General features: G+C 72.4%; 26 protein-coding genes. 15 read left to right on the top strand and 11 right to left on the bottom strand.

Annotation, left to right across the window (positions count from 1 at the left end):
- Positions 1-21 precede the first annotated feature (21 nt).
- Positions 22-1,089 carry an AraC family transcriptional regulator gene (locus ACZ7G1_RS34935; protein WP_470879096.1) on the bottom strand — a complete coding sequence of 356 codons (1,068 nt, stop codon included), beginning with the start codon at positions 1,087-1,089 and terminating at the stop codon, positions 22-24.
- Between the two features lie 195 nt (positions 1,090-1,284).
- On the opposite strand from ACZ7G1_RS34935, the gene ACZ7G1_RS34930 reads away from it, so the two are divergent.
- Complete coding sequence (locus tag ACZ7G1_RS34930) at positions 1,285-1,683, top strand: Rieske (2Fe-2S) protein (protein WP_470879098.1); 399 nt, start codon at positions 1,285-1,287, stop codon at positions 1,681-1,683.
- On the opposite strand, the gene ACZ7G1_RS34925 is transcribed toward ACZ7G1_RS34930, so the two are convergent.
- Positions 1,670-2,350: a cysteine hydrolase family protein gene (locus tag ACZ7G1_RS34925; protein WP_470879100.1), complete on the bottom strand. Its 681-nt coding sequence runs from the start codon at positions 2,348-2,350 to the stop codon at positions 1,670-1,672. The genes ACZ7G1_RS34930 and ACZ7G1_RS34925 overlap by 14 nt on opposite strands.
- A 77-nt stretch (positions 2,351-2,427) precedes the next feature.
- On the opposite strand from ACZ7G1_RS34925, the gene ACZ7G1_RS34920 reads away from it, so the two are divergent.
- A complete protein-coding gene (locus ACZ7G1_RS34920) occupies positions 2,428-2,895 on the top strand; it encodes a pyridoxamine 5'-phosphate oxidase family protein (protein ID WP_470879101.1) in 468 nt (155 codons plus the stop codon).
- A gap of 10 nt (positions 2,896-2,905) precedes the next feature.
- Here the strand turns inward: ACZ7G1_RS34920 and ACZ7G1_RS34915 are convergent, their stop codons facing one another.
- On the bottom strand, positions 2,906-3,808 hold the full coding sequence (locus tag ACZ7G1_RS34915; RefSeq protein WP_470879102.1) for a LysR family transcriptional regulator: 903 nt from the start codon (positions 3,806-3,808) through the stop codon (positions 2,906-2,908).
- A gap of 73 nt (positions 3,809-3,881) precedes the next feature.
- On the opposite strand from ACZ7G1_RS34915, the gene ACZ7G1_RS34910 reads away from it, so the two are divergent.
- The gene (locus ACZ7G1_RS34910) at positions 3,882-4,868 is read left to right on the top strand and encodes a DMT family transporter (protein WP_470879104.1); all 987 of its coding nucleotides are present in this window, start codon (positions 3,882-3,884) and stop codon (positions 4,866-4,868) included.
- Between the two features lie 54 nt (positions 4,869-4,922).
- On the opposite strand, the gene ACZ7G1_RS34905 is transcribed toward ACZ7G1_RS34910, so the two are convergent.
- Positions 4,923-6,257 carry an aminotransferase class I/II-fold pyridoxal phosphate-dependent enzyme gene (locus ACZ7G1_RS34905; RefSeq protein WP_470879105.1) on the bottom strand — a complete coding sequence of 445 codons (1,335 nt, stop codon included), beginning with the start codon at positions 6,255-6,257 and terminating at the stop codon, positions 4,923-4,925.
- Between the two features lie 35 nt (positions 6,258-6,292).
- On the opposite strand from ACZ7G1_RS34905, the gene ACZ7G1_RS34900 reads away from it, so the two are divergent.
- Both ACZ7G1_RS34900 and ACZ7G1_RS34895 read left to right on the top strand, forming a co-directional pair.
- The gene (locus tag ACZ7G1_RS34900) at positions 6,293-6,964 is read left to right on the top strand and encodes a pyridoxamine 5'-phosphate oxidase family protein (RefSeq protein WP_471204381.1); all 672 of its coding nucleotides are present in this window, start codon (positions 6,293-6,295) and stop codon (positions 6,962-6,964) included.
- A 32-nt stretch (positions 6,965-6,996) separates the two neighbouring features.
- Positions 6,997-7,641: an FMN-binding negative transcriptional regulator gene (locus tag ACZ7G1_RS34895; RefSeq protein WP_470879107.1), complete on the top strand. Its 645-nt coding sequence runs from the start codon at positions 6,997-6,999 to the stop codon at positions 7,639-7,641.
- A 76-nt stretch (positions 7,642-7,717) separates the two neighbouring features.
- On the opposite strand, the gene ACZ7G1_RS34890 is transcribed toward ACZ7G1_RS34895, so the two are convergent.
- The 3 genes from ACZ7G1_RS34890 to ACZ7G1_RS34880 form a co-directional block, all read right to left on the bottom strand.
- Positions 7,718-8,692: a DMT family transporter gene (locus tag ACZ7G1_RS34890; RefSeq protein ID WP_470879108.1), complete on the bottom strand. Its 975-nt coding sequence runs from the start codon at positions 8,690-8,692 to the stop codon at positions 7,718-7,720.
- A 174-nt stretch (positions 8,693-8,866) separates the two neighbouring features.
- Complete coding sequence (locus ACZ7G1_RS34885) at positions 8,867-9,934, bottom strand: EamA family transporter (protein WP_470879110.1); 1,068 nt, start codon at positions 9,932-9,934, stop codon at positions 8,867-8,869.
- 41 nt (positions 9,935-9,975) lie between these two features.
- Positions 9,976-10,617: a Clp protease N-terminal domain-containing protein gene (locus ACZ7G1_RS34880; protein WP_470879150.1), complete on the bottom strand. Its 642-nt coding sequence runs from the start codon at positions 10,615-10,617 to the stop codon at positions 9,976-9,978.
- Positions 10,618-10,856: 239 nt separating this feature from the next.
- Between ACZ7G1_RS34880 and ACZ7G1_RS34875 the strand changes: the two genes are divergently transcribed.
- Both ACZ7G1_RS34875 and ACZ7G1_RS34870 read left to right on the top strand, forming a co-directional pair.
- A complete protein-coding gene (locus ACZ7G1_RS34875) occupies positions 10,857-11,081 on the top strand; it encodes a hypothetical protein (RefSeq protein ID WP_470879112.1) in 225 nt (74 codons plus the stop codon).
- A 69-nt stretch (positions 11,082-11,150) separates the two neighbouring features.
- Positions 11,151-11,579, top strand: coding sequence for a type II toxin-antitoxin system Rv0910 family toxin (locus tag ACZ7G1_RS34870; RefSeq protein ID WP_470879114.1), 429 nt, complete (start codon positions 11,151-11,153; stop codon positions 11,577-11,579).
- 58 nt (positions 11,580-11,637) lie between these two features.
- Here the strand turns inward: ACZ7G1_RS34870 and ACZ7G1_RS34865 are convergent, their stop codons facing one another.
- Positions 11,638-12,255 (bottom strand): PadR family transcriptional regulator, encoded by a 618-nt coding sequence (locus ACZ7G1_RS34865; protein WP_470879116.1) that lies wholly within the window; start codon positions 12,253-12,255, stop codon positions 11,638-11,640.
- 131 nt (positions 12,256-12,386) lie between these two features.
- On the opposite strand from ACZ7G1_RS34865, the gene ACZ7G1_RS34860 reads away from it, so the two are divergent.
- The 6 genes from ACZ7G1_RS34860 (at position 12,387) to ACZ7G1_RS34835 (ending at position 17,864) form a co-directional block, all read left to right on the top strand.
- Complete coding sequence (locus tag ACZ7G1_RS34860) at positions 12,387-12,764, top strand: hypothetical protein (RefSeq protein WP_470879118.1); 378 nt, start codon at positions 12,387-12,389, stop codon at positions 12,762-12,764.
- Between the two features lie 266 nt (positions 12,765-13,030).
- A complete protein-coding gene (locus tag ACZ7G1_RS34855) occupies positions 13,031-13,549 on the top strand; it encodes a hypothetical protein (RefSeq protein WP_470879120.1) in 519 nt (172 codons plus the stop codon).
- Between the two features lie 94 nt (positions 13,550-13,643).
- Positions 13,644-14,486, top strand: a complete 843-nt coding sequence (locus ACZ7G1_RS34850) for a DUF4097 family beta strand repeat-containing protein (protein ID WP_470879122.1) — start codon at positions 13,644-13,646, stop codon at positions 14,484-14,486.
- Between the two features lie 78 nt (positions 14,487-14,564).
- Complete coding sequence (locus tag ACZ7G1_RS34845) at positions 14,565-15,617, top strand: ATP-binding cassette domain-containing protein (protein ID WP_470879124.1); 1,053 nt, start codon at positions 14,565-14,567, stop codon at positions 15,615-15,617.
- A complete protein-coding gene (locus ACZ7G1_RS34840) occupies positions 15,614-16,399 on the top strand; it encodes an ABC transporter permease (protein ID WP_470879125.1) in 786 nt (261 codons plus the stop codon). The genes ACZ7G1_RS34845 and ACZ7G1_RS34840 overlap by 4 nt, the downstream gene beginning before the upstream one ends.
- 655 nt (positions 16,400-17,054) lie before the next feature.
- A complete protein-coding gene (locus tag ACZ7G1_RS34835) occupies positions 17,055-17,864 on the top strand; it encodes a PhzF family phenazine biosynthesis protein (RefSeq protein WP_470879127.1) in 810 nt (269 codons plus the stop codon).
- A gap of 80 nt (positions 17,865-17,944) precedes the next feature.
- On the opposite strand, the gene ACZ7G1_RS34830 is transcribed toward ACZ7G1_RS34835, so the two are convergent.
- Together ACZ7G1_RS34830 and ACZ7G1_RS34825 are read right to left on the bottom strand one after the other, a co-directional pair.
- Positions 17,945-18,727, bottom strand: a complete 783-nt coding sequence (locus ACZ7G1_RS34830) for a CPBP family intramembrane glutamic endopeptidase (RefSeq protein ID WP_470879128.1) — start codon at positions 18,725-18,727, stop codon at positions 17,945-17,947.
- A gap of 182 nt (positions 18,728-18,909) precedes the next feature.
- Positions 18,910-20,409, bottom strand: coding sequence for a glutamate-cysteine ligase family protein (locus ACZ7G1_RS34825; protein ID WP_470879130.1), 1,500 nt, complete (start codon positions 20,407-20,409; stop codon positions 18,910-18,912).
- 481 nt (positions 20,410-20,890) lie between these two features.
- On the opposite strand from ACZ7G1_RS34825, the gene ACZ7G1_RS34820 reads away from it, so the two are divergent.
- Positions 20,891-21,481 carry a hypothetical protein gene (locus tag ACZ7G1_RS34820; RefSeq protein WP_470879131.1) on the top strand — a complete coding sequence of 197 codons (591 nt, stop codon included), beginning with the start codon at positions 20,891-20,893 and terminating at the stop codon, positions 21,479-21,481.
- Between the two features lie 332 nt (positions 21,482-21,813).
- Positions 21,814-22,020, top strand: coding sequence for a DUF5999 family protein (locus ACZ7G1_RS34815; protein ID WP_017238438.1), 207 nt, complete (start codon positions 21,814-21,816; stop codon positions 22,018-22,020).
- Between the two features lie 93 nt (positions 22,021-22,113).
- Here the strand turns inward: ACZ7G1_RS34815 and gcvP are convergent, their stop codons facing one another.
- The gene (gene gcvP, locus ACZ7G1_RS34810) at positions 22,114-24,999 is read right to left on the bottom strand and encodes an aminomethyl-transferring glycine dehydrogenase (protein ID WP_470879133.1); all 2,886 of its coding nucleotides are present in this window, start codon (positions 24,997-24,999) and stop codon (positions 22,114-22,116) included.
- Positions 25,000-25,078 lie beyond the last annotated feature (79 nt).

The raw sequence follows: 25,078 nt of genomic DNA, 5'->3' as shown, positions 1-25,078 counted from the left end.
CGGCGACTGTGACCGTACCGCTCAGGGTTGTTGACCGCGCGGACCCGCCTCCGCCGCCACCGCCCGGGGCCGGGCCTGGTAGGCCCGGGGCGTCTCGCCGGTCCACCGCCGGAACGCCCGGTGGAACGCGCTGGGTTCGGAGAAGCCCAGCTGGCGGGAGAGCCGCTCGATGGAGACACGGCCGCCGGTCAGTTCGGCGATGGCGTGATCCCGCCGCACCTGGTCGCGGAGCCGCTGGTACGTGGTCCCCTCGGCGGCCAGTTGACGGCGGAGGGTCTGCGGGCTGACGGAGAGCCGGTCGGCCAGCTGCTCGGGCGTCGGCACCGGCCCGGCCGGCAGGGCCCGCCCGATGAGGTGCCGTACCCGGCCCGTGGCCGTACTCCCGTAATCGGCGCAGACGAGCACGTCGACCGGGGCGCGGCGGAGGAAGACCTTGAGCGCCGCCGCGTCGCGGAGGACCGGTTCGTCGAGGTCGGCCCGGTCGAAGACGGCGGCGGTGCGCCCGGCGCCGAAGACCCGGGGAGCGCCGAACAGCAGGGCGTACTCCCCGGCGTGGCGCGGTTCGGGGTGCGCGAACTCGACGCGTCGCAGTCCGATCCGGCGCCGGATGAGCCAGCCGGCGAAGCGGTGCGCGACGAGCACGGTGGACTCCGCGCCGAAGTGGAGCGGGTCGTCGTAGGCGGACACGTCGAACTCCATGCGGGCCTCGTCGGACTCGCCGCCGCCTCCCACCTCCGGTTCCACCAGGCGGAAGCGCGGCCCGGCGGGGAAGAGGGAGTAGAAGGTCTGGCAGCGGCGGAGCGCCTCGCGCAGGTCTCGGCTGCCGTGGACGGCGACGTGGGCCATCATCGCGAAGGTGCCGACCTTGCTGGGCGCTCCGCCGAAGCCGATCAGCTCGTCGTCGAGCGTGGCCCAGAGCATCCTGACGAGCTGCCCGAACTGTTCGGCCGGTACGCGCGCGCGGGGTTCCTCGACGAGCGCGGCGGGCAGCCCGGCCCGGGCGAGCAGCGAAGCCACGGCCACCCCGCGTCGCTCCGCCCCGAGGAGCACGGCCCGTACGTGGTGGGCGCTGACCGAAGGCGTCGGCATCCGTGTGACCCCCGTCCCGGCGGTGTCGGGCCCCGGGTTCACCGGGGCTGGACACTTTCATCGACCGATGTCCAACTTCCGACACTCTACTGGGAACTGTAAGGCAGCCGAAGACGCCAACCTGTGAACGGGACACAGCTCACAGCCGTACCGTCAGGGCCGGACACCAGCGCACCGAGGGAAAAGGGGCAGTACATGAGCGGAGTGGCACGCCGGACGGTCGTCGCGGCGGCGGGCAGCGCGGGCCTGGTGGCGGCACTCGCCGCCTGCGGCGGCGGCACCGACGAGAAGAACACGGAAGCGGAGGGCGCCACACTCGCCCGCACCGGGGACATCCCGGTGGGCGGCGGCAAGGTCCTCGCCGACCAGGGGCTCGTCATCACCCAGCCGAAGGCCGGGGAGTTCAAGGCCTTCTCCTCGAAGTGCACCCACGCGGGCTGCGCCGTGAGCGCCGTCAAGGACGGCGCCATCATCTGCCCCTGCCACCAGAGCCACTTCGACGTCAACGACGGCAGCGTGAAGTCCGGCCCGGCGCCCTCCGCCCTGCCGCCCACCCCGATCCAGGTGGTGGGCGACGCGATCAGCCTCGGCTGACGCCCGGTCCGGGCCGCCCCGCACCGCGGGGGGCCTTCCAGCAGTCGAGGACCTCGTCCGTCGTGGTGATCGTGGCGACGAGGGCGAGGGTGTGACGAATCATCGCGGGGGTGTAGTCGGCCGGCACCCCCGCGATGGCGTCCCCGGGCACGACCACCGTGTAGCCGAGGTTCACGGCGTCGAAGACCGCGTTGGGGATGGCGACGTTGGCGGAGACGCCCGTGACGATCAGCGTCCGGCAGCCGAGGTTGCGCAGCAGCGCGTCGACGTCGGTGCCGGCGAGCGGCGAGAGTCCGTGCAGCCGCCGGACCACGAGGTCCTCGTCGGCGACCTCGATCGGTTCGGCGATCCGTACCGCCGTGCTTCCGCTGTGCTGCTGTACGGGCAGCCGGCCCGCGGCCCGGAACAGCCGGGCGTTCGTACTGGCCCCGCGCCCGTCGGGGCGCCGCTCGGCGACGGCGTGCATCACCTGGACGTCGGCCCGGTGGGCCGCCGCCACGAGCCGGGCGACGTTCCGGAGCGCGCCCGACCTGCGGGCCGCGGTGGCCAGTTCGGGCAGCGCGCTCTCCGGGCCGACGACCCCTCGCTGGCACTCGACGGTGAGCAGGACGACACCGCCGTCCGGGCGGATCCGCTCCCCGAGCCGTTCCGACGAACTCTGCCCCATGGTCTCCCCCTTGCACGCGCGCGGATGGCCCCCCATGCTTTCTGACGTCTCATCAGAAATCCAGAAGGGTGCGGACGATGACCGTCGCACAGCGCCGTGGACGCCGGATCATGATGACCCCGGCCGAGCTCGACTCCTTCCTCGCCGAACAGCGCACCTGCCGCGTCGCGACCGTCTCAGCCGACGGCCGCCCGCACGTCAGCGCACTCTGGTTCGCCTGGGACGGCACCTCGCTCTGGCTGTACTCGATCACCCGCAGCCGCCGCTGGGCGGAGCTGCGCGCCGACCCGCGGATCGCCGTCGTCATCGACGACGGCGAGGAGTACGGCGATCTCCGCGGCGTCGAGCTCTCCGGCACCGCCGTCTTCGTCGGCGAAGCCCCCCGCACCGGCGAGCCCTGCCCCGAACTCGACGCCCCCGAAAGCCTCTTCGCCACCAAGAACTTCGGCCTCGACACCATGCCCCACGACGGCCGCCACGCCTGGCTCCGCCTCACCCCCGACGCCATCGCCTCATGGGACTTCAGAAAACTGGCGGGACTCTGAGAACCCGCCCTCAGCTCCGCAGGGGCTCGGCGGCCGACCGGAGCGCCCCGACGACCGCGCGCACGGAGGGGCGGCGGCCCGCGTCGGCGCGCCAGGTGGCGTAGATGTGCCGCCGCACCTTCTGCCGTACGGGAACGAAGACGACGCCGTCCGGCAGCGGCCGGCCGAGCCGTGGCGTGACGCAGATCCCGAGGCCGGCGGCGACGAGCGCGAGCTGGGTGTGGTGCTCCCCCGCCAGGTGCCCGATGCGGGGCTCGATGCCCTGGGACCGCAGGGTGAACATCAGCCAGTCGTGACAGAACTCGCCCTCGGGCCAGGAGACCCACTCCTCGTCGGCGAAGTCCTCCAGGTCGACGGACTCACGGCCGGCCAGCGGGTGCCCGGCGGGCAGGGCGACGTCGGCGGAGTCGTCGAGGAGGTGGGCGCGCTCCAGTCCGCCGGGCACGGGTGCGCGCTTGTTGCTCCAGTCGAGGACGAGCGCGAGGTCGGCGTCGCCGCGGAGCACCGCGCGCACGCCCTGCTCGGGTTCCAGTTCCGTCGTACGGACCCGGAGCTCGGGGTGCCCGTCGCGGAGGGCGGCCAGTGCGGCGGGGAACAGCCCGCGGGCCGCCGTCGGGAAGGCCGCGACCCGCACCTCGCCGACGACCTGCCCCCGCTGGGCCTCGATGTCGGCCTGGGCCATCTGGACCTGGGAGAGGATGCGGGCGGCGTGCTCGGCGAGCAGCAGCCCGGCGTCCGTGAGCCGTACGCCGCGGCCGTTCTTGGCGAGGAGCTGCTGGCCGACCTCGCGCTCCAGTTTGGACAGCTGCTGCGAGACGGCCGAGGTGGTGACGTGCAGCCCGTCGGCGGCGCCGCTGACCGAGCCGTGGCGGGCGACGGCGTCGAGGGTGCGCAGGCGCTCCAGGTTCAACATGTAAGCGATACTAAGGGAAGGGGTCGAGGAATTCTCGCTTGTCCTAAGAGATGGCGCCGGTCACCCTGAGTACATGAGCCCCGCAGCCCCGCCCACCGCCCGTACCTCCCGCCTGCTCGACTGGCGCGTCCGCTTCGGCGCCCTGGCCCTGATCTGGGGCTTCAGCTTCCTCTTCATCAAGGTCGGTACGGAGGGCTTCGCGCCGTTCCAGGTCACCTTCGGGCGGCTCCTGTTCGGCACGGTGGTCCTCGCCGCCGCCCTCGTCGTCAAGCGCGACCGCCTCCCGCGCGGCGCCCGCGTCTGGGGCCACCTCGCCGTGGCGGCCTTCCTCCTCAACGCCCTGCCGTTCTCGCTCTTCGCGTACGCGGAGCTGACGATCCCCTCGACCCTCGCGGGCATCTGCAACGCCACGACGCCCCTCTGGGGCATGGTGCTCTCGCTCGTCGCCCTCTCCGAGGACCGCCCCACCCGGGTCCGCGCGGCCGGCCTCGGCATCGGCTTCGTCGGCGTCCTCACGGTCCTCGGCGCCTGGCAGGGCTTCTCCGGCCTCGACGTCACCGGCACGGCCCTCGCCCTCCTGGCCTCCTTCAGCTACGCGGTCGGCTGGATCTACGTCCGCCGCACCCTCGCCCGCACCGGCGCCTCCCACCTCTCCCTCGCGACCTCCCAGGTGGGCCTCGCCACGCTCCAACTGGCCCTCGTCACGCCCTGGTTCACCACCCTCCCGGACTCGATCGAGCTCCTGCCCCTCCTCGCCGTCATCGCCCTCGGCGCCCTCGGCACCGGCTACGCGATGCTCCTCCAGTACGGCGTCGTCGCCGAGGTGGGCCCCACCACCGCCTCGATGGTCACCTACTTCATCCCCGTCATCGCCACCACCGCCGGCGTCGCCCTCCTCGACGAACACCTCGCCTGGAACACCCCCGTCGGCGCCCTCATCGTCCTCGCCGGCGCCGCCCTCACCCAGTCCCCCACCCGCCCCCGAACCCCGACCAGCCCCCTCACCACCGGCGTCACCGCCACCCGCACCCCCAGCCGAGAACCGGCGACCCGTACCTGAGCCCCGAGCCCTCAGTCCGCAAGCCCCCTCAGCCCGCAAGCCCCCTCACTCCCCTCACCCCCAGCTCCGCACCGGCCCCACCCGCACCGCTCCCGCCACGGCCTCCGCCAAGCCCTCGATCTCCGACACCGCGAGTCCCGAGACGGTCACCCGCACCGCCGGCCCCGCGTTCATGCGGAATCGCGCACCGGGCGCGACCGCCCACCCGGCGGCGATGAGACGCCCCACCACCGCGGTCTCGTCGGCGACGGGGATCCAGACGTTCATGCCGCCGCGCCCGTGGGCGACGACACCGCGGCGGGCGAGGGCCCGGACGAGGCCGTCGCGACGCCTGCCGTAGGAGCGGGCGACGACGGCGGGGTCGACGGCGTGGTGGGCCCAGAGGTGGGCGACGGCACGCTGGAGGAGGCGGCTGACCCAGCCGGGGCCGAGCTGTTGACGGCCGAGGACGCGGTCGACGGTCTCCGCGTCGCCGGTGAAGGCGGCGATGCGCAGGTCGGGGCCGTACGCCTTGGCGACGGAACGGACGAGCACCCAGTGGTCGGAGACGCCGGCGAGCGGGTGCAGGGGCTGGGAGACGATGCCGTGTCCGTGGTCGTCCTCGATGAGCAGGACGTCGGGGTGGGCGGCGAGGACGCGGCGCAGCGCGCGGGCCCGGTCGGCGGTGACGCAGGCGCCCGTGGGGTTCTGCGCCCGGTCGGTGACGATGACGGCGCGCGCCCCGTCCTGGCGGATCGCGCGCTCGACCTCCTCGGGCAGGGGGCCTTCGTCGTCGACGGCGACCGGCACCGGGCGGAGTCCGAGCGCGGGGACGAGGTCGAGGAGGCTGCCCCAGCCGGGGTCCTCGACGGCGACGGCGTCGCCGGGCCTGAGGTGGACGGCGAGGACGCGTTCGACGGCGTCGAGCGAGCCGGAGGCGACGCCCACGGGACCGTCCGGCACGCCGTCCGCGTCGAAGGCGGCGCGGGCGAGCCGGCCGAACTCCTCGTCGACGGGGGCTTCGCCGTAGAGCCCGGGGCGTTCGGCGTAGTCGCGCGCGACCGACGCGAAGGCGGCGTCGAGCGGGGGCAGCAGGGCGGGGTCGGGACTGCCGTTGCTGATGTCCCGGACGCCGGCGGGCGCGTCGACGCGGATGGAGCCGCGCGCGGTCGTGGCGGGCCGCGGGCGGATCCGGCTGCCGCGCCGTCCGTCCGTCTCGATGACACCGCGCTCGCGCAGGGTGCGGTAGGCGGCGGCGACCGTATTCGGGTTCACACCGAGCGATTGGGCCAATTCCCGCATCGGCGGGAGGAGTTGGCCGGGCTCAAGGGCTCCGGTGCCGACTCCCCGCTCGACGCTGGCGGCGATCTCCGATGCGCGACGACCTTCGATCCGATACTCTCCTAGCACAAAAGAGATTATGCACTAGTGCAATGGAGTACGCAATGACCGCCGCCGCCGAGACCTACGCGCCCACCGACCGGACCGTCCCCACCCGTTCCCGGGAGCGGGCCTCCTACGACAAGGCCCTGGTCCACTCGATACTCGACGAGGCGTACGTCTGCCACCTCGGCTTCGTCCGCGACGGCGCGCCGGTCGTGCTCCCCACGCTGTACGGCCGGGTCGGCGACCGCCTGTACGTCCACGGCTCGACCGGCTCGCGCCCGCTGCGCGCGGCGGGCGACGGCGTGAAGGCCCCCGGTCTGCCCGTCTGCCTCACCGTGACCCACGTGGACGGCCTGGTCCTCGCCCGCTCCGCGTTCCACCACTCCCTCAACTACCGCTCGGTCGTCGTCCACGGCACCGCCCACCAGGTGACCGACCCGGACGAGCTGCGCACCGCCCTCGACGCCCTCGTCGACCACGTCGTCCCCGGCCGCTCCGCCGACTCGCGTCCGGGCAACGCCAAGGAGCTCGCCGCCACCGCCGTCATCCGGCTCGACCTGGACGAGGTCTCGGCGAAGGTCCGCACCGGCGGCCCCAACGACGACCCCGAGGACCTCGGCCTCCCCCACTGGGCCGGCGTCATCCCCGTACAGACCGGCTACGGCGCGCCGATCCCCGCCGCCGACCTCGACCCGGCCGTCGCCCTGCCCGACTACCTCACCACCCTGTAAACAGGAGCGGGAGAGGGAAGGGACGAGGAACGATGCTGATCCACCCGTGGGACGCCGCCCACGACGAGGCCGAGTGGCGGGAGTGGCTCTCCCGCCACGACTTCGGCCAGCTCGCCGTCAACGGCCTGCCCGGCGACCCGCCCTGGGTCCAGCCGCTGCACTTCCGGTACGACTCCGAGCCCGGCCCGTACGGCCGCGCGCTCGCCCACCTCGCCCGCCCCAACCCCTTGTGGCGGGCCCTGGAGGCCGACCCGTCGGTGCTCCTGAGCGTGGTCGACGACTACGTGTACGTCCCTGGCACGTGGACGGCCCCCGAGGGCGCGCCTCCCGCACACGGCACCCCGACCTCGTACTACGCGGCCGTCCAGCTGCGCTGCACCGCGCGCGTCGTCGACGACCCGGCGGAGAAGGCCGAGCTCCTCGACCGCCAGGTCGCCCACTTCCAGCCCGACGGCGGCACCGCCCCCGTCACCCCGGGCGAGGCCCCCTTCGGCCGCCTGCTCCCGGGCATCCGGGTCCTGGACCTGGAGGTGACCGAGGTCCGCGCCAAGTTCAAGTACGCGGGCAACAAACCGCTCGACGTCCAAACCCGCGTCTCGGACCGGCTCGCCGAGCGCGCCGGCCCCCGCGACCCGGCCGCCCGCTCCCACCAGCTCCGCCGCCGCGCCACCGGCTGACGCCGCAGGGCCCGGAGGGGTGCGGGCCACCAAGCCCCCCACCCCTCCCGCACCCCCCGTACACGCGGCGGGCGTACTAGACCGCCGCCGCCACCGCCGCCTCCCGCCTGCGCTCCTCCACCGCCGTCCGGGCCTCGGCGAACGCGAGACCCGTGACGGCGGCGAGCAGCAGCAGCGTCCCGAGGACGATCGCCGCCGTGAGCTCCTCACCGAGGAGCGAGACGGCGATCAGGGCCGCGCTCACCGGTTCGAGCAGCATGATCACGGACACGGTGGCGGCCCGGACGACGGCGGCCCCCGCGAAGTACAGCGCGTACGCGAGCGCCGTCGGCACCGCGGCCACGTAGACCAGGAGCAGCACCACGCTCACCGGCGCGTCGGTGTGCGGTACGAGTCCCTCGGCGAGCGCGGCGGGCAGCAGCCCGACGGCCCCGATCGCGAAGGCCCAGGTAGTGGTCGCCAGGGCGTCCGTACCGCCGCCGTCCCTGCCGAGCCACCGGGTGAGCAGGGTGATCGCCGCGTATCCGGCCGCCGAGACGAGCGCGAGGACGACACCCAGCGGCCTGACCTCCGCCGCGCCGCCGCCGAGGACGAGCACGGCGAGCCCCGCCAGCGCCCCGACGACGGCGGCGATCCCGCCGCGCCCGAGGCGCTCCCCCATGGCGAGCCGGGCGCCGACCGCGATGAGGACGGGCCCGGCGCCGAGGGTGACGACCGTGCCGACCGCGAGACCGGTGGCCTGCACGGCGGCGAAGTACGCGCTCTGGAAGACGGTCAGCCCGATGCCCGTACCGAGGATGCGGGCCGTACGCCGGCCGCGCGGCTCACCGGCGGTACGGGCCCGGCCCCGCCGCGGCCGCAGCGCGAGCGCGCCGAGCAGGAGGACGAGGCCGCCGACACAGCGCCAGAACGACAGGGCGAGCGGCCCCATGTTGCTGACCCTGAAGATCAGTGAGGCGGCCGCACCGGCCGTGCCCCAGGCGATTCCGGCGACGATCAGATAGAGCAGGCTCCGCCCGACGGACAGGGCGGATCCCGAGGAGTTCGACACGTGACTTCTCCGTGGAAGACAGGAGGGAAAGGTGGTCGCTGGAGTCCGCGCGCGGGCAGCGACGAACCGCTCGGGGGCGAGGAGTCGCCCGCCCGAGCCCGGTCTTCGTCGAGGAGTGTCCCGGCGCGCTAGGCGGCGGGAGGCGGCAGCACGGTCGAATGCATGACCGGCACCCTACGGCGCGGCCCGCTCGCCCGACAACCGAGATTCCTGCCCCGCGGCACCCTCGTCACCCCCGGAACCGACCCCGGCGACCACGGCACCGACCGCGGCTCCGGCTCCAGCCCCGGCCTCAGCTTCTGTGCCCGAACCGGCGACCGGCTCGGCCAGGGCCGCCTTCGGCGTCGACGACTGCGCGATGAAGGCACCGACGAGCACCACCGCACCGCCGATGATCTGCGGCGCCTCCAGGTGCTCGCCGAGCAGCACCCAGGCGAGGACCGTCGCGATGACGGCCTCCAGGCAGGCCACGACACCCGCCACCTGCGGCGAGAGACGGCGCACCGAGATGACCCCGGTGACGTACGCGAGGACGGTGGCGATCAGCACGATCCAGCCGAGCAGCAGCCACGCGGGCACGCTGGTCCCGTCCATGTCGGCGTGACCGCCGAGGAGCGACCACTCCATGCCCCACGGGCGGGCGATGACCGTGAGGACGAGTGCGCCGACGAGCAGTCCGTACGCGATGACGCCCAGCGGATCGGCCTGCCCCGCCTCGTCGGAGCCCTGGTCGGAGAGGACGAAGTAGCCGACCTGGCAGCAGGCGGCGGCGAGCGCGAGGAGCAGGCCGAGGAGGTCGAAGCTCAGCCCCGACCAGACCTGCACGACACAGGCGAGACCGCCGGCGGCGAGGATCACCCCGAGCGCGGCGGCGCGGGTGACCGGGCGGCGCTGGACGAACCGGACCCAGCCCAGGACGAGGGCGGGCGCGAGGTATTCGATGAGCAGCGCGACGCCGACGGGTATCCGGGACAGCGAGGCGAAGTAGAAGGCCTGGACACCGGCGACGGCGAGGAGGCCGAAGCCCACGAGGAGGGCCGGTTTGCGGCGCAGGAGATCCCGGTGGCGCCAGGCCACGGGCAGCATGACGAGCGCGGCGCCGGTGACCCGGAGCCACACCACATGGAGCGGGTCGAGTCCCGCTTCGATCAGCGGCTTCGCCGCCACTCCCGAACCACCGAATGCGAAGGCCGATGCCAGGGCAAGTCCCAGGCCGGCGCTTCTCCCCTGAGACGCGTGCATCGGGCCATGATGACAGGACGCCGTCAGGTGCGTAACCCCCGTTACACCTGTTGAGACGCGCCCTCACCGCGCGTGCCTGCGCGAACATCCCCGGGGAGGTCCAACTCGCCGTCCACGCGCGCGTGGACGAAGCCGTCTCCCTCGACCGGACCGCCGCCGGTCCCGCCCGCGAGGCCGGCCTGACCGCCGGTCCCGCCCGCGAGGCCGGCCGGATCGACCCCCGCCCGCCGCAGCACCTCCACGGCGCGGCTCTCCGGGTCGGCCGCGATCACGGCCAGCAGATCGAGGCCCCGCGCGTGCTCCTCACCGCGCTCGGCGGCCCGCCGGAACGCGCTCTCCAGGGCGACGGCCGCCGCGGGCGACCAGCCGGAGGCCCGGGCGCCCTGGGGTTCGGCGCCACGGAGGACCGGGAGCAGGCGGTGGGCCCCGGAGTCCTCGACCGAACGCTGCCAGCGCAGGCCGTATCCGATGGACCGCTGGACCAGATAGCCGAGGACGCGGGCGAGCTTGGCGCCGTCCGCGAAGGCGGCGCGGGCCTCGGGGTCGGATTCGAGGAGCGCGTGGAGGAGGTGCGCGGTGTCGATCTGGCGGTCCCCGTCGCGCAGCGCCCTGCGGCGCGCGCCCGTCACCACCGCGGCGAGCGAGGGCGTCAGGAAGGACGCGAGCTCGGCGCGCAGGGCGATGGGCTGCCGGAGGGGCGGAGGGAGCGGGACGGGATCGTGCACCCTTTCACCTCATCAGGCGGGCGCGGCCGGAGCATCACCGGCGAGAAGCATGTCCGCATCCCACCGGAGTTGGGCACGGGTGCGCGGTTCCTCCTCCTTCCGGATGAGATCGCGCCGATCTTCCCCGAGGGGCGCGCGCCGCCTTGCTTTGCGCCCCTGTTGCAACCACGACCCCACGCCGGCACGTCTCACCGGTCGTGTTCTGGATGGTGGCTCTGCTCTCAGTCGACGGGCGGCAGTACGTGTACCGGGTGTACGCACCCCGGGAAGCGCTGCCGGCCGACCTGTTCTGGGCCGCGTTCCACTGCCACGAGGAGGACGGGGCGCCCCGCGCCTCGGACAGCTTCGACGCCTCGGAGATCTGGTGGATCGGCGACGGCGCGGGACCGGCCGCCGCAGAACTGACGGTTCATCAGTATTGAATGTTCGCGGCCGCCCCGCTACGTTCCGCGACACCGGAACCCAGTTGGCACGCGTGAAGGGGTGGTCTCATGGCCGAAGTCAGCGCGGAGGCACGGATCGAGGCGCCGGCGGGGAAGGTCTGGGCACAGCTCACGGACTTCACCGCGTACGGCGAATGGAACGCCACCCACACCAGCTTCCCGAACGGCGGCCCCGCCCCCCTGGAGGCCGGCGCCACCTTCACGGAGAACATGAAGCTGATGGGCTTCCCCGCCGAGGTCCTCTGGACCATCGAGGAACTGGAGTCCGAGCGGGCCTTCGCCATCAAGGGCAAGGGCCCCATGGGCGTCATCGTCACCACCCGCTACTCGCTGGCGGCCGACGGCGACGCGACGACCGTGCGGATCGACGGCGAGTTCACCGGTGCGGCGGTCTCCCTGATGGCGGGCAAGCTGAAGGACTCGGCGACGGCGGCCCTGACCGAGTCCCTCCGCAAGCTGTCAGGTCTGGTCGTCTGACCCGCACACCCGGAAGGGCCCCGCGGCACACCGCCGCGGGGCCCTTCCCGTATACGCCTCAGTGCTCGTCGGCCAGGATCAGGTACAGCTTCTTGCGGGCCTCGTTGATCACGCCGACCGCCTTCTGCCGCTGCTCGGGGGTGCCGGTCTTCCAGACCTGCCCGAACGCCTCCATCAGACCGAAGCCGGCCTGCCGGATCTCGTTCACGGCCTCCCAGTCGACCCCGCGCCCGGCCTCCTCCCACGGAGCCTCCGACCCTTCCTCGGCCTCGGCGCGCCCCGCGTCGGTGAGCGTGAACAGCTTCTTGCCGCCCTCGCTCGCGCTGGTGATCAGCCCCTCGTCCTCCAGCATCTGAAGGGTCGGGTAGACCGAACCGGGGCTGGGCTTCCACGCGCCCTCGCTCCGCTCGCCGATCTCGCGGATCATCTCGTACCCATGCATCGGCCGGTCCTTCAGCAGCGCCAGGATCGACGCCCGCACGTCTCCGCGCCGCGCCCTCCCCCGGCCTCCGCCACGCCCGCGCCCGCCGAACGGGCCACCCCCGAAGGGACCGCCCCCGAACCCGGGCCCGAACGGCCCGAACGCGGCCCGCCGTCCTTCGAACTCCCCACGAGGCCCGCAGCCCCCACGTCCGGCCCCGTGTCCGTTTCCGTACTCGTGTCCATGTGAACGCATCGCAACGCTCCTTCCATCGTGATTCATCGTCGAACTGTCGCGATGCCTCAACGATATATCGGAACTGTTCTCCGAACAAGCCGCCCGACCTAGATCTCGACCGCAGCCCCCAGAGGAACGAGACTCCCCCCATGAGAGTCAGATGCCGGCAGATCATCCATCCCGCGGCCGACGTCCCGGTCGCCGAGTACGACGGGATCCGCGTGGGCGGCGTCTACCCGGTCCTGGAGCTGGTCGCGTACGACATCGACTGCCAGATCCGCGTCATGGGCCCCGACACGCCCGACCCCGGACTCCTCTGGGACCACGCCGACTTCGAGACGGTCGACGGCCACATCCCCCCGGACTGGACCCTGGTCACCACCGACGGCCACACCCGCCTCGCGGACGCCAGGTGGCAGCGCCCGGGATTCTGGACGTCCTACCACCGCGGCGACCCACAAGCCCTCGCCGACTACGCCCACGTGAAGCGCCGACTCCTCACCGAACCCCCGCCGCCGAAGGACTGACCCGCACCACCAGACCAGACACCACCGGCACCACCCGGCAACCACCGGCACCACCAGGCGCCACGCTATGGCGCCACATGGCACCACGTGGCACCAGATGGCGCCACCCAATGCCACCCAGCATCCCCCCACACCCCCCGACGCCACTCCCCCACAACCCCCCATCACCCAATTCCCCCAGGTCAGCGCCACCCCGCAGCACTTCATCCCACCCAAGACGCCCTCAGCGCTTGCGCATGGCGCCAAGGTGGTGCCATGATGGCGTCATGGACCTCACCCCGTATGTCGACACCCTCCGCCGCGAACTCGCGGTGGCCGCCGAGGCCGGCGGCGAGGAAGCACGAGAGCTGGCGGACAGGCTGACCGCGCCCCTGGAGTCGGCGGCCCGCCTGACGATGCTCAACGTGCTGTCCGCGGCGACGGACGAGATCACGCGTGAACTCGCTCCCGGATCCGTCGACGTACGACTCCGAGGCCTCGACCCCGACTTCGTGGTGACGCTGCCGCCGACCGGAGACAGCACCCCCGCCGAACCCGCCGTGCCCACCGAGGCGCTCCCGGCGCCTGCGCCCGCCGAGGGCGACGAGGGCGGCACGGCCCGAGTGAACTTGCGCCTCCCGGCCCACCTCAAGATCCGCGCCGAGGAGGCGGCCGCGCGCGAGGGCCTGTCGGTCAACGCGTGGCTGGTACGGGCCGTCTCGGCCGCGGTCGGCGGCGGCACCCAGCCGCAGTCGACGCAGAAGGCCCAGTCCGCCGGACAGAGCATCACGGGCTGGGTCCGCTAGCCCGGCGGCAGGCGCGCCCCTGCCCCGCATCACGTCGCCCACACCACGTCCCACCAGCGGGGACGATCCGAAGACCCAAGAGGACGGGACAGCCATGCCTTCTTTCGACACTCCCGCACCGATCACCGTCAACGCGTACGTGTACACCGGTTCCATCCAGTTCACCGCGAGCGACCGTCACGACACCGTCGTCGAAGTGCGGCCCCGCGTCGCGAAGAAGGACCTGGACGTCCGGGCGGCCGAGCAGACGGAGGTGACGTACGCGAGCGGCGTGCTGACCGTCAGGACCCCCAAGGCCAACCTGCTCGGACGCGCCGGAACCGTCGACGTGACGGTCGACCTGCCCTCGGGCTCGCGGATCGACGTGAACGGCGCCGCGGCCAACATCCTCGGCGAGGGCCGGCTCGGCGAGGTCCGCGTGAAGACCACGGCCGGCGACGTCCGCCTCGACACCACCGGCCCGGTGACGCTGAACGCGTCCCACGGCTCGACGGTCATCGACCGCGTCGAGGGCCTCGCCGAGATCACCAGCAGCAGCGGCAACGTACGCATCGGCACGATCGACGGCCCCGCCGTCCTCAAGAACTCCCACGGCGCCACCACCGTCGACGTCGTGACCGGCGAACTGCGCGTCAGCGGCGCCAACGGCGGCATCGACATCATGCGCGCCGAGTCCTCGGTCACCGGCACCGCGACCCACGGCTTCCTCCGCGTCGCCGACGTCGCCCGTGGCACCGTCCAGTTGGAGACCTCGAACGGCTCCATCGAGGTCGGCATCCGCCAGGGCACCGCCGCCTGGCTCGACGTCAGCTCCCACCGCGGCCAGGTCCGCAACACGCTCGCCTCCGCCGAGGCGCCGGACGCGACCGAGGACACGGTCAAGGTCCGCGCCCGCAGCAACTGGGGCAACATCGACATCCGCCGCGCCAAGGCCTGAGCACCACCACCCCCTCAGCCCCCGCGCCGCTCAACGCCCCTCCTCACCCCCGCTTTCACCCCTCGATTGGAGGGCCTCATGCCTTCTTCTGTCATGCCCATGCCCACCCGACCCGGTGATCAACTCCCGCCCACCGCCATCTCCGCCATCGGCCTGCGCAAGTCCTACGGCGACAAGGTGGTCCTGGACGGCATCGACCTCCGCATCCCGGCCGGATCGGTCTTCGCCCTCCTCGGCCCCAACGGCGCCGGCAAGACCACCGCCGTCAAGATCCTCTCCACCCTCATCGGCGCCGACGCCGGCCAGGCCCAGATCGCGGGCCACGACCTCGCCACCGACGCCCAGAAGGTCCGCTCCGCGATCGGCGTCACCGGCCAGTTCTCCGCCGTCGACGGCCTCATCACCGGCGAGGAGAACATGCTCCTCATGGCCGACCTCCACCACCTCCCCAAGAAGGAAGGCCGCCGCGTCACCACCGAACTCCTCGCCCGCTTCGACCTCACCGAAGCCGCCAAGAATCCCGCCTCCACCTACTCCGGCGGCATGAAACGCCGCCTCGACATCGCCATGACCCTCGTCGGCGACCCCCGCGTCATCTTCCTCGACGAACCCACCACCGGCCTCGACCCCCGCTCCCGCCACAACATGTGGCAGATCATCCGCGAACTCGTCACCACCGGCGTCACCGTCTTCCTCACCACCCAATACCTCGAAGAAGCCGACCAACTCGCCGACCGCATCGCCGTCCTCAACAACGGCAAGATCGCCGCCGAAGGCACCGCCGAACAACTCAAGCGCCTCATCCCCGGCGGACACGTACGACTCCGCTTCACCGACCCCGACACCTACCGCGCCGCCGCCACCGCGCTGCGCGAGGTCACCCGCGACGACGACTCGCTCACCCTCCAGCTCCCCAGCGGCGGCAGCCAGCGCGAACTCCGGGCCATCCTCGACTGGCTGGACTCGACCGGCATCGAGGCCGACGAACTCACCGTCCACACCCCCGACCTCGACGACGTCTTCTTCGCCCTCACCGGCAACGACGACCCCGACCACTCCCACCAGCCCCACCAGACCGGCCAGACCGGCCAGACCGGCCCGGCCGACCAGTCGAAGGAGAACGTCCGATGAGCACCCTCTCCCTCGCCGTGCGCGACTCGTCCACGATGCTGCGCCGCAACCTCCTGCACGCCCGGCGCTACCCGTCGATGACGCTCAACCTGCTGCTCACGCCGATCATGCTGCTGCTGCTCTTCGTGTACGTCTTCGGCGACGTGATGAGCGCGGGCATGGGCGGCGCCGGACGCTCCGACTACATCGCGTACCTCGTCCCGGGCCTGGTCCTGATGACGATCGGCAGCACCACGATCGGCACCGCGGTCTCCGTCTCCATGGACATGACCGAGGGCATCATCGCCCGCTTCCGCACGATGGCGATCCACCGCGGCTCGGTGCTCATCGGCCACGTCATCGGCAGCGTGCTGCAGTGCGTGGTCAGCGTGGCCCTCGTCGGCGGCGTCGCCGTGGCGATCGGCTTCCGCGCCACGGACGCCACGGCCCTCGAATGGCTCGCGGCCTTCGGACTGCTCGCGTTCTTCGCCCTGGCGCTGACCTGGATCGCGGTCGGCATGGGCCTGGTCAGCCCGAACCCCGAGGCGGCGAGCAACAACGCGATGCCGCTGATCTTCCTGCCGCTGATCTCCAGCACGTTCGTCCCGATCGACGCGATGCCCGGCTGGTTCCAGCCCATCGCCGAGTACCAGCCCTTCACCCCCGCCATCGAGACCCTCCGCGGCCTGCTCCTCGGCACCGAGATCGGCCACAACGGCTGGTTCGCCCTCGGCTGGTGCCTCGCCCTCTCCGTGCTCGGCTACTTCTGGTCGAAGTCCTCCTTCGACCGCGACCCGAAGTAGCCCTCTCCCCCACCCCGGGGGGGGGGGGGGGGGGCCCACCCCCCCCCCCCCCCCCCCCCCCTTCCCCCCCCCCCCCCCCCCCCCCCCCCCCAACCACCCCCCCCCCCCCCCCCCCCCCCCCCCCCCCTTCCGCGTCCGCCCCTTCCGCGTCCGCCTCGCCGCCCCCCCCTTGGCACCCCGACCCCGAGCGGCCTTCACCGCCCGCACCACCCGCGTCACCCCGTACCCCAGCACCCAGGGCAGCACGGTGATCCCCAGGACGTACACACCGAAGTACCCGACGAGATCGTCGGTCCGTCTCGGCTCTCCCCAGGGGCGCAGCATGACGGCCGAGGACACCCCCACGGGTACGAGCGGCAGCAGCACGGACCACAACCGGGCCCGCCAGCCCGGCCGCAGGGCGCAGCAAACGCCCATGCCGCACATGATGAAAGGCCCGAACGGAACCCAGAGCATCACCGGGACGAACAGCAGCGCCCACCACTCGTCCGAATAACCGAACATCATCGAAGCCCCCCAGTGACCGTGCGCCGGAAGCCCGGCACAAGACCGTGGGCGTGGTCACGCCCCACCCGGAGGACGCCCGGCATCGAGGGTCCAGTTCTCGGCGATTGGCCTTGGTCCGGGGCTTCACGGCCCTTGTACGGTCGGTGGCATGCGCATCCGAATCGTCGACGCCTTCACCGACCGGCCGTTCGCCGGCAACCCCGCCGGGGTCCTGCTCCTCGACTCCTTCCCGGACGACGCCTGGCTCCAGAAGGTCGCCGCGGAGGTCAACCTCTCCGAGACGGCCTTCGCCCACCCGCTGCCGGCCGGCGGGGACGTGGACTGGGCCCTGCGCTGGTTCACGCCGACCACCGAGGTCGACATGTGCGGCCACGCCACGCTCGCCACCGCCCACGTCCTGAACGCCACCGGCAAGGCGGACGGCACCGTCCGTTTCGCGACCCGCTCCGGCGTCCTCGGCGCCACGGCCGAGGCGGACGGCACGATCACGATGGACTTCCCGACCTCGTCCCTGACCCCCGTACCCACCCCCGAAGGTCTGGCGAAGGCCCTGGGGGCCGAGATCGTGGCGGTCCACGACACCGCGGCCCACATCGGCGACCTGGTCGTCGAGCTGCGCGACGAGGCCACCGTCCGCTCCCTGACCCCGGACTTCGCGGCCCTGGTGACGCTCTCCTCGCGGGGCGTCATCGTGACCGCCGCCGCCGAACGCCCGGACAGCGGCTACGACTTCGTGTCCCGCGGCTTCTTCCCCGCCGTCGGCATCGACGAGGACCCGGTGACCGGAAGCGCCCACACGGCCCTCGCCCCGTACTGGTCGGCCCGGTTCGGCCGCGAGGACCTCACCGGCTTCCAGGGCGGCGCCCGCACCGGCCTCGTGCACACCCGTCTGCGCGGCGAGCGCACCCTGCTGACCGGCCGTGCCGTGACGGTCATCGACGGCGAACTGCACGCCTGACACCCGGGAACGGCGAAGGGCGTACGGACCCGGTCCGTACGCCCCACGTCTCTCTCCCCCCCCAGAACGGCCGAGGCACCTCAGCCGGTGGGCAGCCACCCCACCTTGCCGGCGAGAAGGCCGTACCCGACGAAGGCCACGATGTCGAGCAGCGCGTGCGCCACCACCAGCGGTCCGACCCGGCCCCAGCGGCGGTAGAGCAGGACGAAGACCACGCCCATCACCACGTTGCCGAGGAAGCCGCCGATCCCCTGGTAGAGGTGGTACGAGCCGCGCAGCACCGAACTCGCGACGAGGGCGGCCATCGGCGTCCACCCCAACTGGCCGAGCCTGCGCAGCAGGTAGCCGACGACGATGACCTCTTCCAGGACGGAGTTCTGCACCGCCGAGAGGATGAGGACCGGGTACTTCCACCACACCTCGGGCAGCGACTCCGGCACCACGGTGAGGTTGAAGCCGGACGCCCGCGCGGCCAGGTAGAAGGCGAGGCCCGCGCTCCCGATGCCCGCCGCGACGAGCGTCCCGCGCCCGAGGTCCGGCCAGGGGCGGGTCCGGTCGAAGCCGATGGCCCGGAGCCCGGCGCCTTCGCGCATGAGGAGGTGGGCCACGAGCAGGACCGGCACGAGGGCCGTGGCGATGCCGAAGAGCTGCCAGGACAGGTCGAGCCACGGCCGGCCGGGGGCGTACGAGCCGTTGAGGGTCGCCGCCTGCTCCTTCAGCGCGCCGGGCTTGGTGAGCGAGCCGATGAAGCTGATGAGCGACGACACCCCGCTCGCGCCGAGCGAGAGCGCCAGCACGATCAGGGTCTCGGAGCGCAGCACCTTGCGCGGCAGTCCGTCCGGGGGCAGGGAAGCGTCCCTCACGTATTGCTCCGACACCACACCTGTCTCCACTTCCCCGTCGCGGGCGCACGCCGATCCGTCGGCCTCGTCCGGACCGGTTGGCCCCGCCCGGACTCGACCACCTTGACATGATCACCCATGACCCGCCGGAGAGCAGGAGACCCACCGCCCGCCCGCCCCGGGGCGGGCAGCACCTCTCCTCGTCAGCCGATGCCCACCGGCCAGGTGTGCACCGGCTCCCCCTCCTGCATCAGCGTCCGGTACCGCCGGGTCGTCGCCGCGAGCGCCGCCTCCCGGTCGAGGCCCGATTCCAGGGCCTGATGGAAGGTGTCGGCCTGCCATGATGCGCCGTTCACCCGCCGCAGGCAGCGCTGTTCGATGATCCCGAGGTAGTGGTCGCGGTCGGCCGGCTCGATGTGCCAGGCGTCGAGACCCGCCGCCGCCAGCGGCAGCAGTTCGTCGAGGACGAGCCGTACGGCGGGGACGGTCGCGACGCCGCCCGCGCGGCCGGACCGGGGCCAGCGGAGCTCGGCCTCGATGCCGTGCCGGCAGGCCGCGTCGAAGTTGGCCTCGGCGTCCTCGAAGGTCATCCGCTTCCAGACCGGCCGTGGGTCGTCGGCGAGCGAGCGGACGAGGCCGTAGTAGAAGGCCGCGTTGGCGATCACGTCGGCGACGGTCGGGCCCGCGGGCAGGACGCGGTTCTCGACGCGCAGGTGCGGGACGCCGTCGACCCAGCCGTACACGGGGCGGTTCCAGCGGTAGATCGTGCCGTTGTGGAGGACGAGTTCCTGGAGGCGCGGCACTCCGCCCTCGTCGAGGACGAGGAGCGGGTCCTCCTCGTCGCAGATGGGCAGGAGCGAGGGGAAGTAGCGGACGTTCTCCTCGAAGAGGTCGTAGACGGAGTCCACCCAGCGCTCGCCGAACCAGGTGCGGGGCCGTACGCCCTGGGACTGCAGCTCGGGCGGCCTGGTGTCGGTGGCCTGGAGGAAGAGCGGCGGGCGGGACTCGCGCCACAGTTCGCGGCCGAAGACGAAGGGCGCGTTGGCGCCGAGCGCGATCTGGACGCCCGAGACCGCCTGGGCCGCGTTCCACACGGCGGCGAAGCGGGCGGGGGTGACCTGGAGGTGGAGCTGGACGGATGTGCAGGCCGCCTCGGGGACGATCGACTCCGAGGTGCAGAGCAGCCGTTCGACGCCGTGGATGTCGAGGGTGAAGTCCTCGCCTCGGGCGGCGAGGATCTGGTCGTTGAGGAGCGTGTAGCGGTCGGCGGACGACAGGTTCTCGTGGACGAGGTCGCTCTGCGCGAGGGTGGGCAGTATGCCGATCATGACGACGCTCGCGTCGAGTTCGGCGGCCTTCCGGTCGGCATATCCGAGCCCGGTGCCGATCTCTTCCGCGAGGCGGTCGAATACGCGCCCGCCGAGCTGGTGGGGGGCGATGTTCACTTCGAGGTTGAACATTCCGAGTTCGGTCTGGAAATCGGCGCTCGCGATCTTTTCGAGAACGGGCTGGTTCAGCATGCGGGGCAGCCCGTCGGCACCGGCGAGATTGAGTTCGATCTCCACGCCCATGAGATTGCGCGGCCGGTCGAACCTCTTCTCCGCCAGGAGCCTCGCGAGTCCCGCGAGACACTGCTGGAGCTTTCTCCGGTAGTGCTGCCGGTCGGACGGGCCGAACCCGTCGGCCACGACCTTCTCCCCCATCGAAGCGTCCCTCCCCGAGCGGGCGGCCGCGCATGGCGGCCGCGTGTCACGGACGATGATGCCCAACCCTCTGATCCACAACGCCTGCGGAAGTGAGCCGTCGGACGATAGTCTTGACGGAGAGCTCCACCGGCACATCCCGAAGGCACGGAACGGCCGACATATACCAATGTCCTATTGTCCGCGAAGCCGGGGTCGGAATTCAGCCGTCCGGCTCCACGGGATTTACGCAGGTGAGGGCGGCGCCTTCATCACGATTCCGCTTCAACTCCCCCCGAATACGGCTTGATGACGCCTTGTCAGGAATATCGGCGGCGTCTAGCGGAAACACTGTGTGAACACGTGTCGTATAAACTCCGCGGACGAGGCAGAGTGTTGGCGCCCGGCCATGGCCTCATGGCCCCTCTCTGGCCCCGCCGCCGACAGCGCCGTCGTACCTGCCCACGCGTCACCGTGTCTCCTGAGTGAGAGGCGACCCACCATGCTCCGACCCTCTCCGGCCCCCGCGCCGGCCCTCCGCAGTGTCCTCGCGGCCCTCGGCTCGCCGACCGCCGTCCGCGAGGCGCGAACGCCCGCCCTGCGGGCCGCACAGGGACCACTGAGCCCCGAACACCCGCTGCCGGTGCACGTCCTCGGCGTCGCCGGAGCACCGGGGATCGCGCCCCGCACCCGGCTCGCCGGCTGGCGCTTCCTCATCCGGCACGGGGACCGGGCGATCGCCGCCGCGGACACCATGCTCACACCGGACGGCTGGACGTTCTCGCACTTCTTCGAGGGACCGTACGTCACCGCGACCGAACGGGCCCTCCTCCAGGCCGAGGCGCTGCCCGTCCCGTACGAACCCCGGCTGCTCTCCGTACCGGAGCTCTACATGCTGACCCTCTGGCTGCACGCGGACCCGGAGCCCGAGGGCACCGCCGTCGCCCCGGCCGCCGCCGACCTGATGGTGCCGCTCGCCCCCGCGCCGCCCGGGATCGCGGCCCACCGGCCCTACCAGGTGGCCGACCTCCTGCCCGTCCTGAGTACGCGCCTCGCGCCGCCGCCCCTTCTGGGCTCGGCGGCGCCCGCCTGATCCACCGCACGCGCCGCACCGCCCCGTGACCCGGCCGGGTCACGGGGCGCACTGCTGTCCGAGCAACGCGCCCGAACGGACCTCCCGAACACCCCTCCCGTACGGACTAGCCCGCTCGGACCACCCCGAACCACCCGAAGAGACGGTGCAGTTGACCTGAACCGCCCCTGCGGGTGATGCGTCTTCCCCGGAGAGGACGAGCTGACGCGAAATACCTGCGGATGACCTTCCGTAGGGCAAGACTGGGATCGGAACCGAACCGACCGACGGGGGCGGCGATGAGCGCGAAGAGCCGCAGGACATCCACTACGACGCAGCGAAAGAACCCACCCATGTGCCAGCACCAGCCTGCCTGTCCGACCGCCGACTCCGCCGACAGGGAGGCGGCCCGACTGATGGCACACCACCCGGAGCAGGGCTGGAGCCTGCTGTGCAACGGCGTCCTGCTCTTCGAGGACACCGGTGAACTGCTGCCGGACGGGCAGATCATCGCCCCGCACCGGCCGCTCACCGCGGGCCAGGTGACGACCGCCGCCTGAGCGGGCGGCGCCACCGTTCGAGGGAAAGGCCTTCGAGGGAAAGACCGAGGGCCGGCCCGGAGGAGATCCTCCGAACCGGCCCTCGGCTCATGCTCAGTGGTCGTACTCGTCCATGGGCGGGCACGAGCAGACCAGGTTCCGGTCACCGAAGGCACCGTCGATGCGGCGCACCGGCGGCCAGTACTTGTCGGCGGCCGAGACGCCGGCCGGGAAGACCGCCTCGTCACGGGTGTACGGGTGGTTCCACTCGCCGCCCAGCGCGGCCGCGGTGTGCGGCGCGTTGTGCAGCGGGTTGTCGTCGCCGGGCCACACGCCCGAGGCGACCTTCTCGATCTCGGCGCGGATCGCGATCATCGTGTCGCAGAAGCGGTCGAGCTCGGTGAGGTCCTCGGACTCGGTCGGCTCGATCATCAGCGTGCCGGCCACCGGGAACGACATCGTCGGCGCGTGGAAGCCGTAGTCGATGAGGCGCTTGGCGATGTCGTCGACCGTCACGCCCGTCTCCTTCGAGAGCGGACGCAGGTCCACGATGCACTCGTGGGCGACCAGACCGGCCGGGCCGGTGTAGAGCACCGGGAAGTGCGGCTCCAGGCGCTTGGCGATGTAGTTCGCCGCGAGGACGGCGACCTGGGTGGCGCGCTTGAGGCCCTCGCCGCCCATCAGGCGGACGTACGACCACGAGATCGGCAGGATGCCCGCGGAGCCCCACGGGGCGGCCGAGATCGGGCCGACGCCGGTCTCCGGGCCCGCGGTGGGCTGGAGCGGGTGGTTCGGCAGGTACGGGGCGAGGTGGGCGCGGACGCCGACCGGGCCGACGCCGGGGCCACCGCCGCCGTGCGGGATGCAGAAGGTCTTGTGCAGGTTCAGGTGCGAGACGTCGCCGCCGAACTTGCCCGGCTTGGCCAGACCGACCAGCGCGTTGAGGTTGGCGCCGTCGACGTAGACCTGGCCGCCGGCCTCGTGGACCTCGGCGCAGATGTCGGCGACGTGCTCCTCGAAGACGCCGTGCGTCGACGGGTAGGTGATCATCAGCACCGACAGCTCGTCGCGGTACTGCTCGATCTTGGCGCGCAGGTCCGCGACGTCGACCTCGCCGTCGTCGGCGGTCTTGACGACGACGACCTTCATGCCGGCCATCACCGCGGAGGCGGCGTTGGTGCCGTGCGCGGAGGACGGGATGAGACAGACCGTGCGCTGCAGGTCGCCGTTGGCGCGGTGGTAGGCGCGGACGGCGAGCAGGCCGGCCAGCTCGCCCTGCGAACCGGCGTTGGGCTGGATCGACACCTTGTCGTAGCCGGTGACCTCGGCGAGGCGCTCCTCCAGCTCGGTGATGAGCGTGACGTAGCCCTGCGCCTGCTCGACCGGGGCGAACGGGTGGATCTGGCCGAACTCGGGCCAGGTCACCGGCTCCATCTCGGTCGTCGCGTTCAGCTTCATCGTGCAGGAGCCGAGCGGGATCATGCCGCGGTCCAGCGCGTAGTCGCGGTCCGCGAGCTTGCGCAGGTAGCGCAGCATCGAGGTCTCGGAGCGGTGCGCGTGGAAGACCGGGTGGGTCAGGTACGCGTCGGAGCGCAGCAGCCCGGCCGGCAGGGTGTCCTCGACGGAGAGGTCGAGGGCCTCGACGTCGGCGGTGACGCCGAAGGCGCCCCAGACCGTGGCGAGCTGCGCGCGGCCGGTGGTCTCGTCGCAGGAGATCGACACGTGGTCGGCGTCGACGCGGTGGAGGTTCACGCCGGCCTCGCGGGCGGCGGCCACGACCTGGTCGGCCTTGCCCGGGACGCGGGCGGTGACGGTGTCGAAGAAGGCGCCCTGGGTGAGCTCGACGCCGCCGGCGGTCAGACCCGCGGCGAGGATGGCGGCGTACCGGTGGGTGCGCTGCGCGATCTGCTTCAGGCCGTCCGGGCCGTGGTAGACCGCGTACATGCCGGCCATGACGGCGAGCAGCACCTGGGCGGTGCAGATGTTGCTGGTGGCCTTCTCGCGGCGGATGTGCTGCTCGCGGGTCTGCAGGGCCAGGCGGTAGGCGCGGTTGCCGTCGGCGTCGACGGACACGCCCACCAGGCGGCCGGGCAGGGAGCGGGCGTGCTTGTCCTGGACGGCCATGTAGCCGGCGTGCGGACCGCCGAAGCCCATCGGCACACCGAAGCGCTGGGTGGTGCCGACCGCGATGTCGGCGCCGAGCGCGCCGGGCGAGGTCAGCAGCGTCAGCGCGAGCAGGTCGGCGGCGACGGTGACGATCGCGCCGAGCTCGTGGGCGGCGTCGATCAGCGGCTTGATGTCGCGGACGGCGCCGGAGGCACCGGGGTACTGGAGCAGCACGCCGAAGACACCGCGCTCGGCGACCTCGGCGGGGATGCCCTCGCTCAGGTCGGCGACGACGACCTCGACACCGGTCGGCTCGGCGCGGGTCTCGATGACGGCGATCGTCTGCGGCAGGGCGTCGGCGTCGATGAGGAAGACGCCGTTCTTGACCTTGCCGACACGGCGGGACAGCGCCATGGCCTCGGCGGCGGCGGTGCCCTCGTCCAGGAGGGAGGCGCCCGAGGTGGGCAGACCGGTCAGGTCGGCGACCATGGTCTGGAAGTTCAGCAGGGCTTCGAGGCGGCCCTGGGAGATCTCCGGCTGGTAGGGCGTGTACGCCGTGTACCAGGCCGGGTTCTCCATGACGTTGCGCAGGATGACCGGCGGCGTGAAGGTGCCGTAGTAGCCGAGTCCGATCATCGGGGCCAGGACCTGGTTGCGGTCGGCGAGCGTACGCAGCTCGGCGAGGACCTCTGCCTCGGTGCGCGCGGCCGGCAGGCCCAGCGCCTCGGCGTTCTTGATCACGTCCGGCACCGCGGCGGCGGTGAGCTCGTCGAGCGAGCCGTAACCGACCTGGGCGAGCATCTTGGCCCGCGCCTCGGCGTCGGGTCCGATGTGCCGCTGCTCGAACGGGATGCCCTGCTCGAGCTCGGAGAGCGGAATGCGGTTGGCGGTCATGTACGGAGGCCTCCTGGTCGTCACGACCTGCGAGGGGCACCACGGCGCGGGTACCCGGACGGCCTCCCCCTCTGTCATC

The sequence above is a fragment of the Streptomyces sp. NPDC037273 genome, from assembly GCF_055603625.1.
The sequence above is the reverse complement of the archived record's forward strand: the minus strand, read 5'-3'. Positions and strand labels throughout refer to the sequence as shown.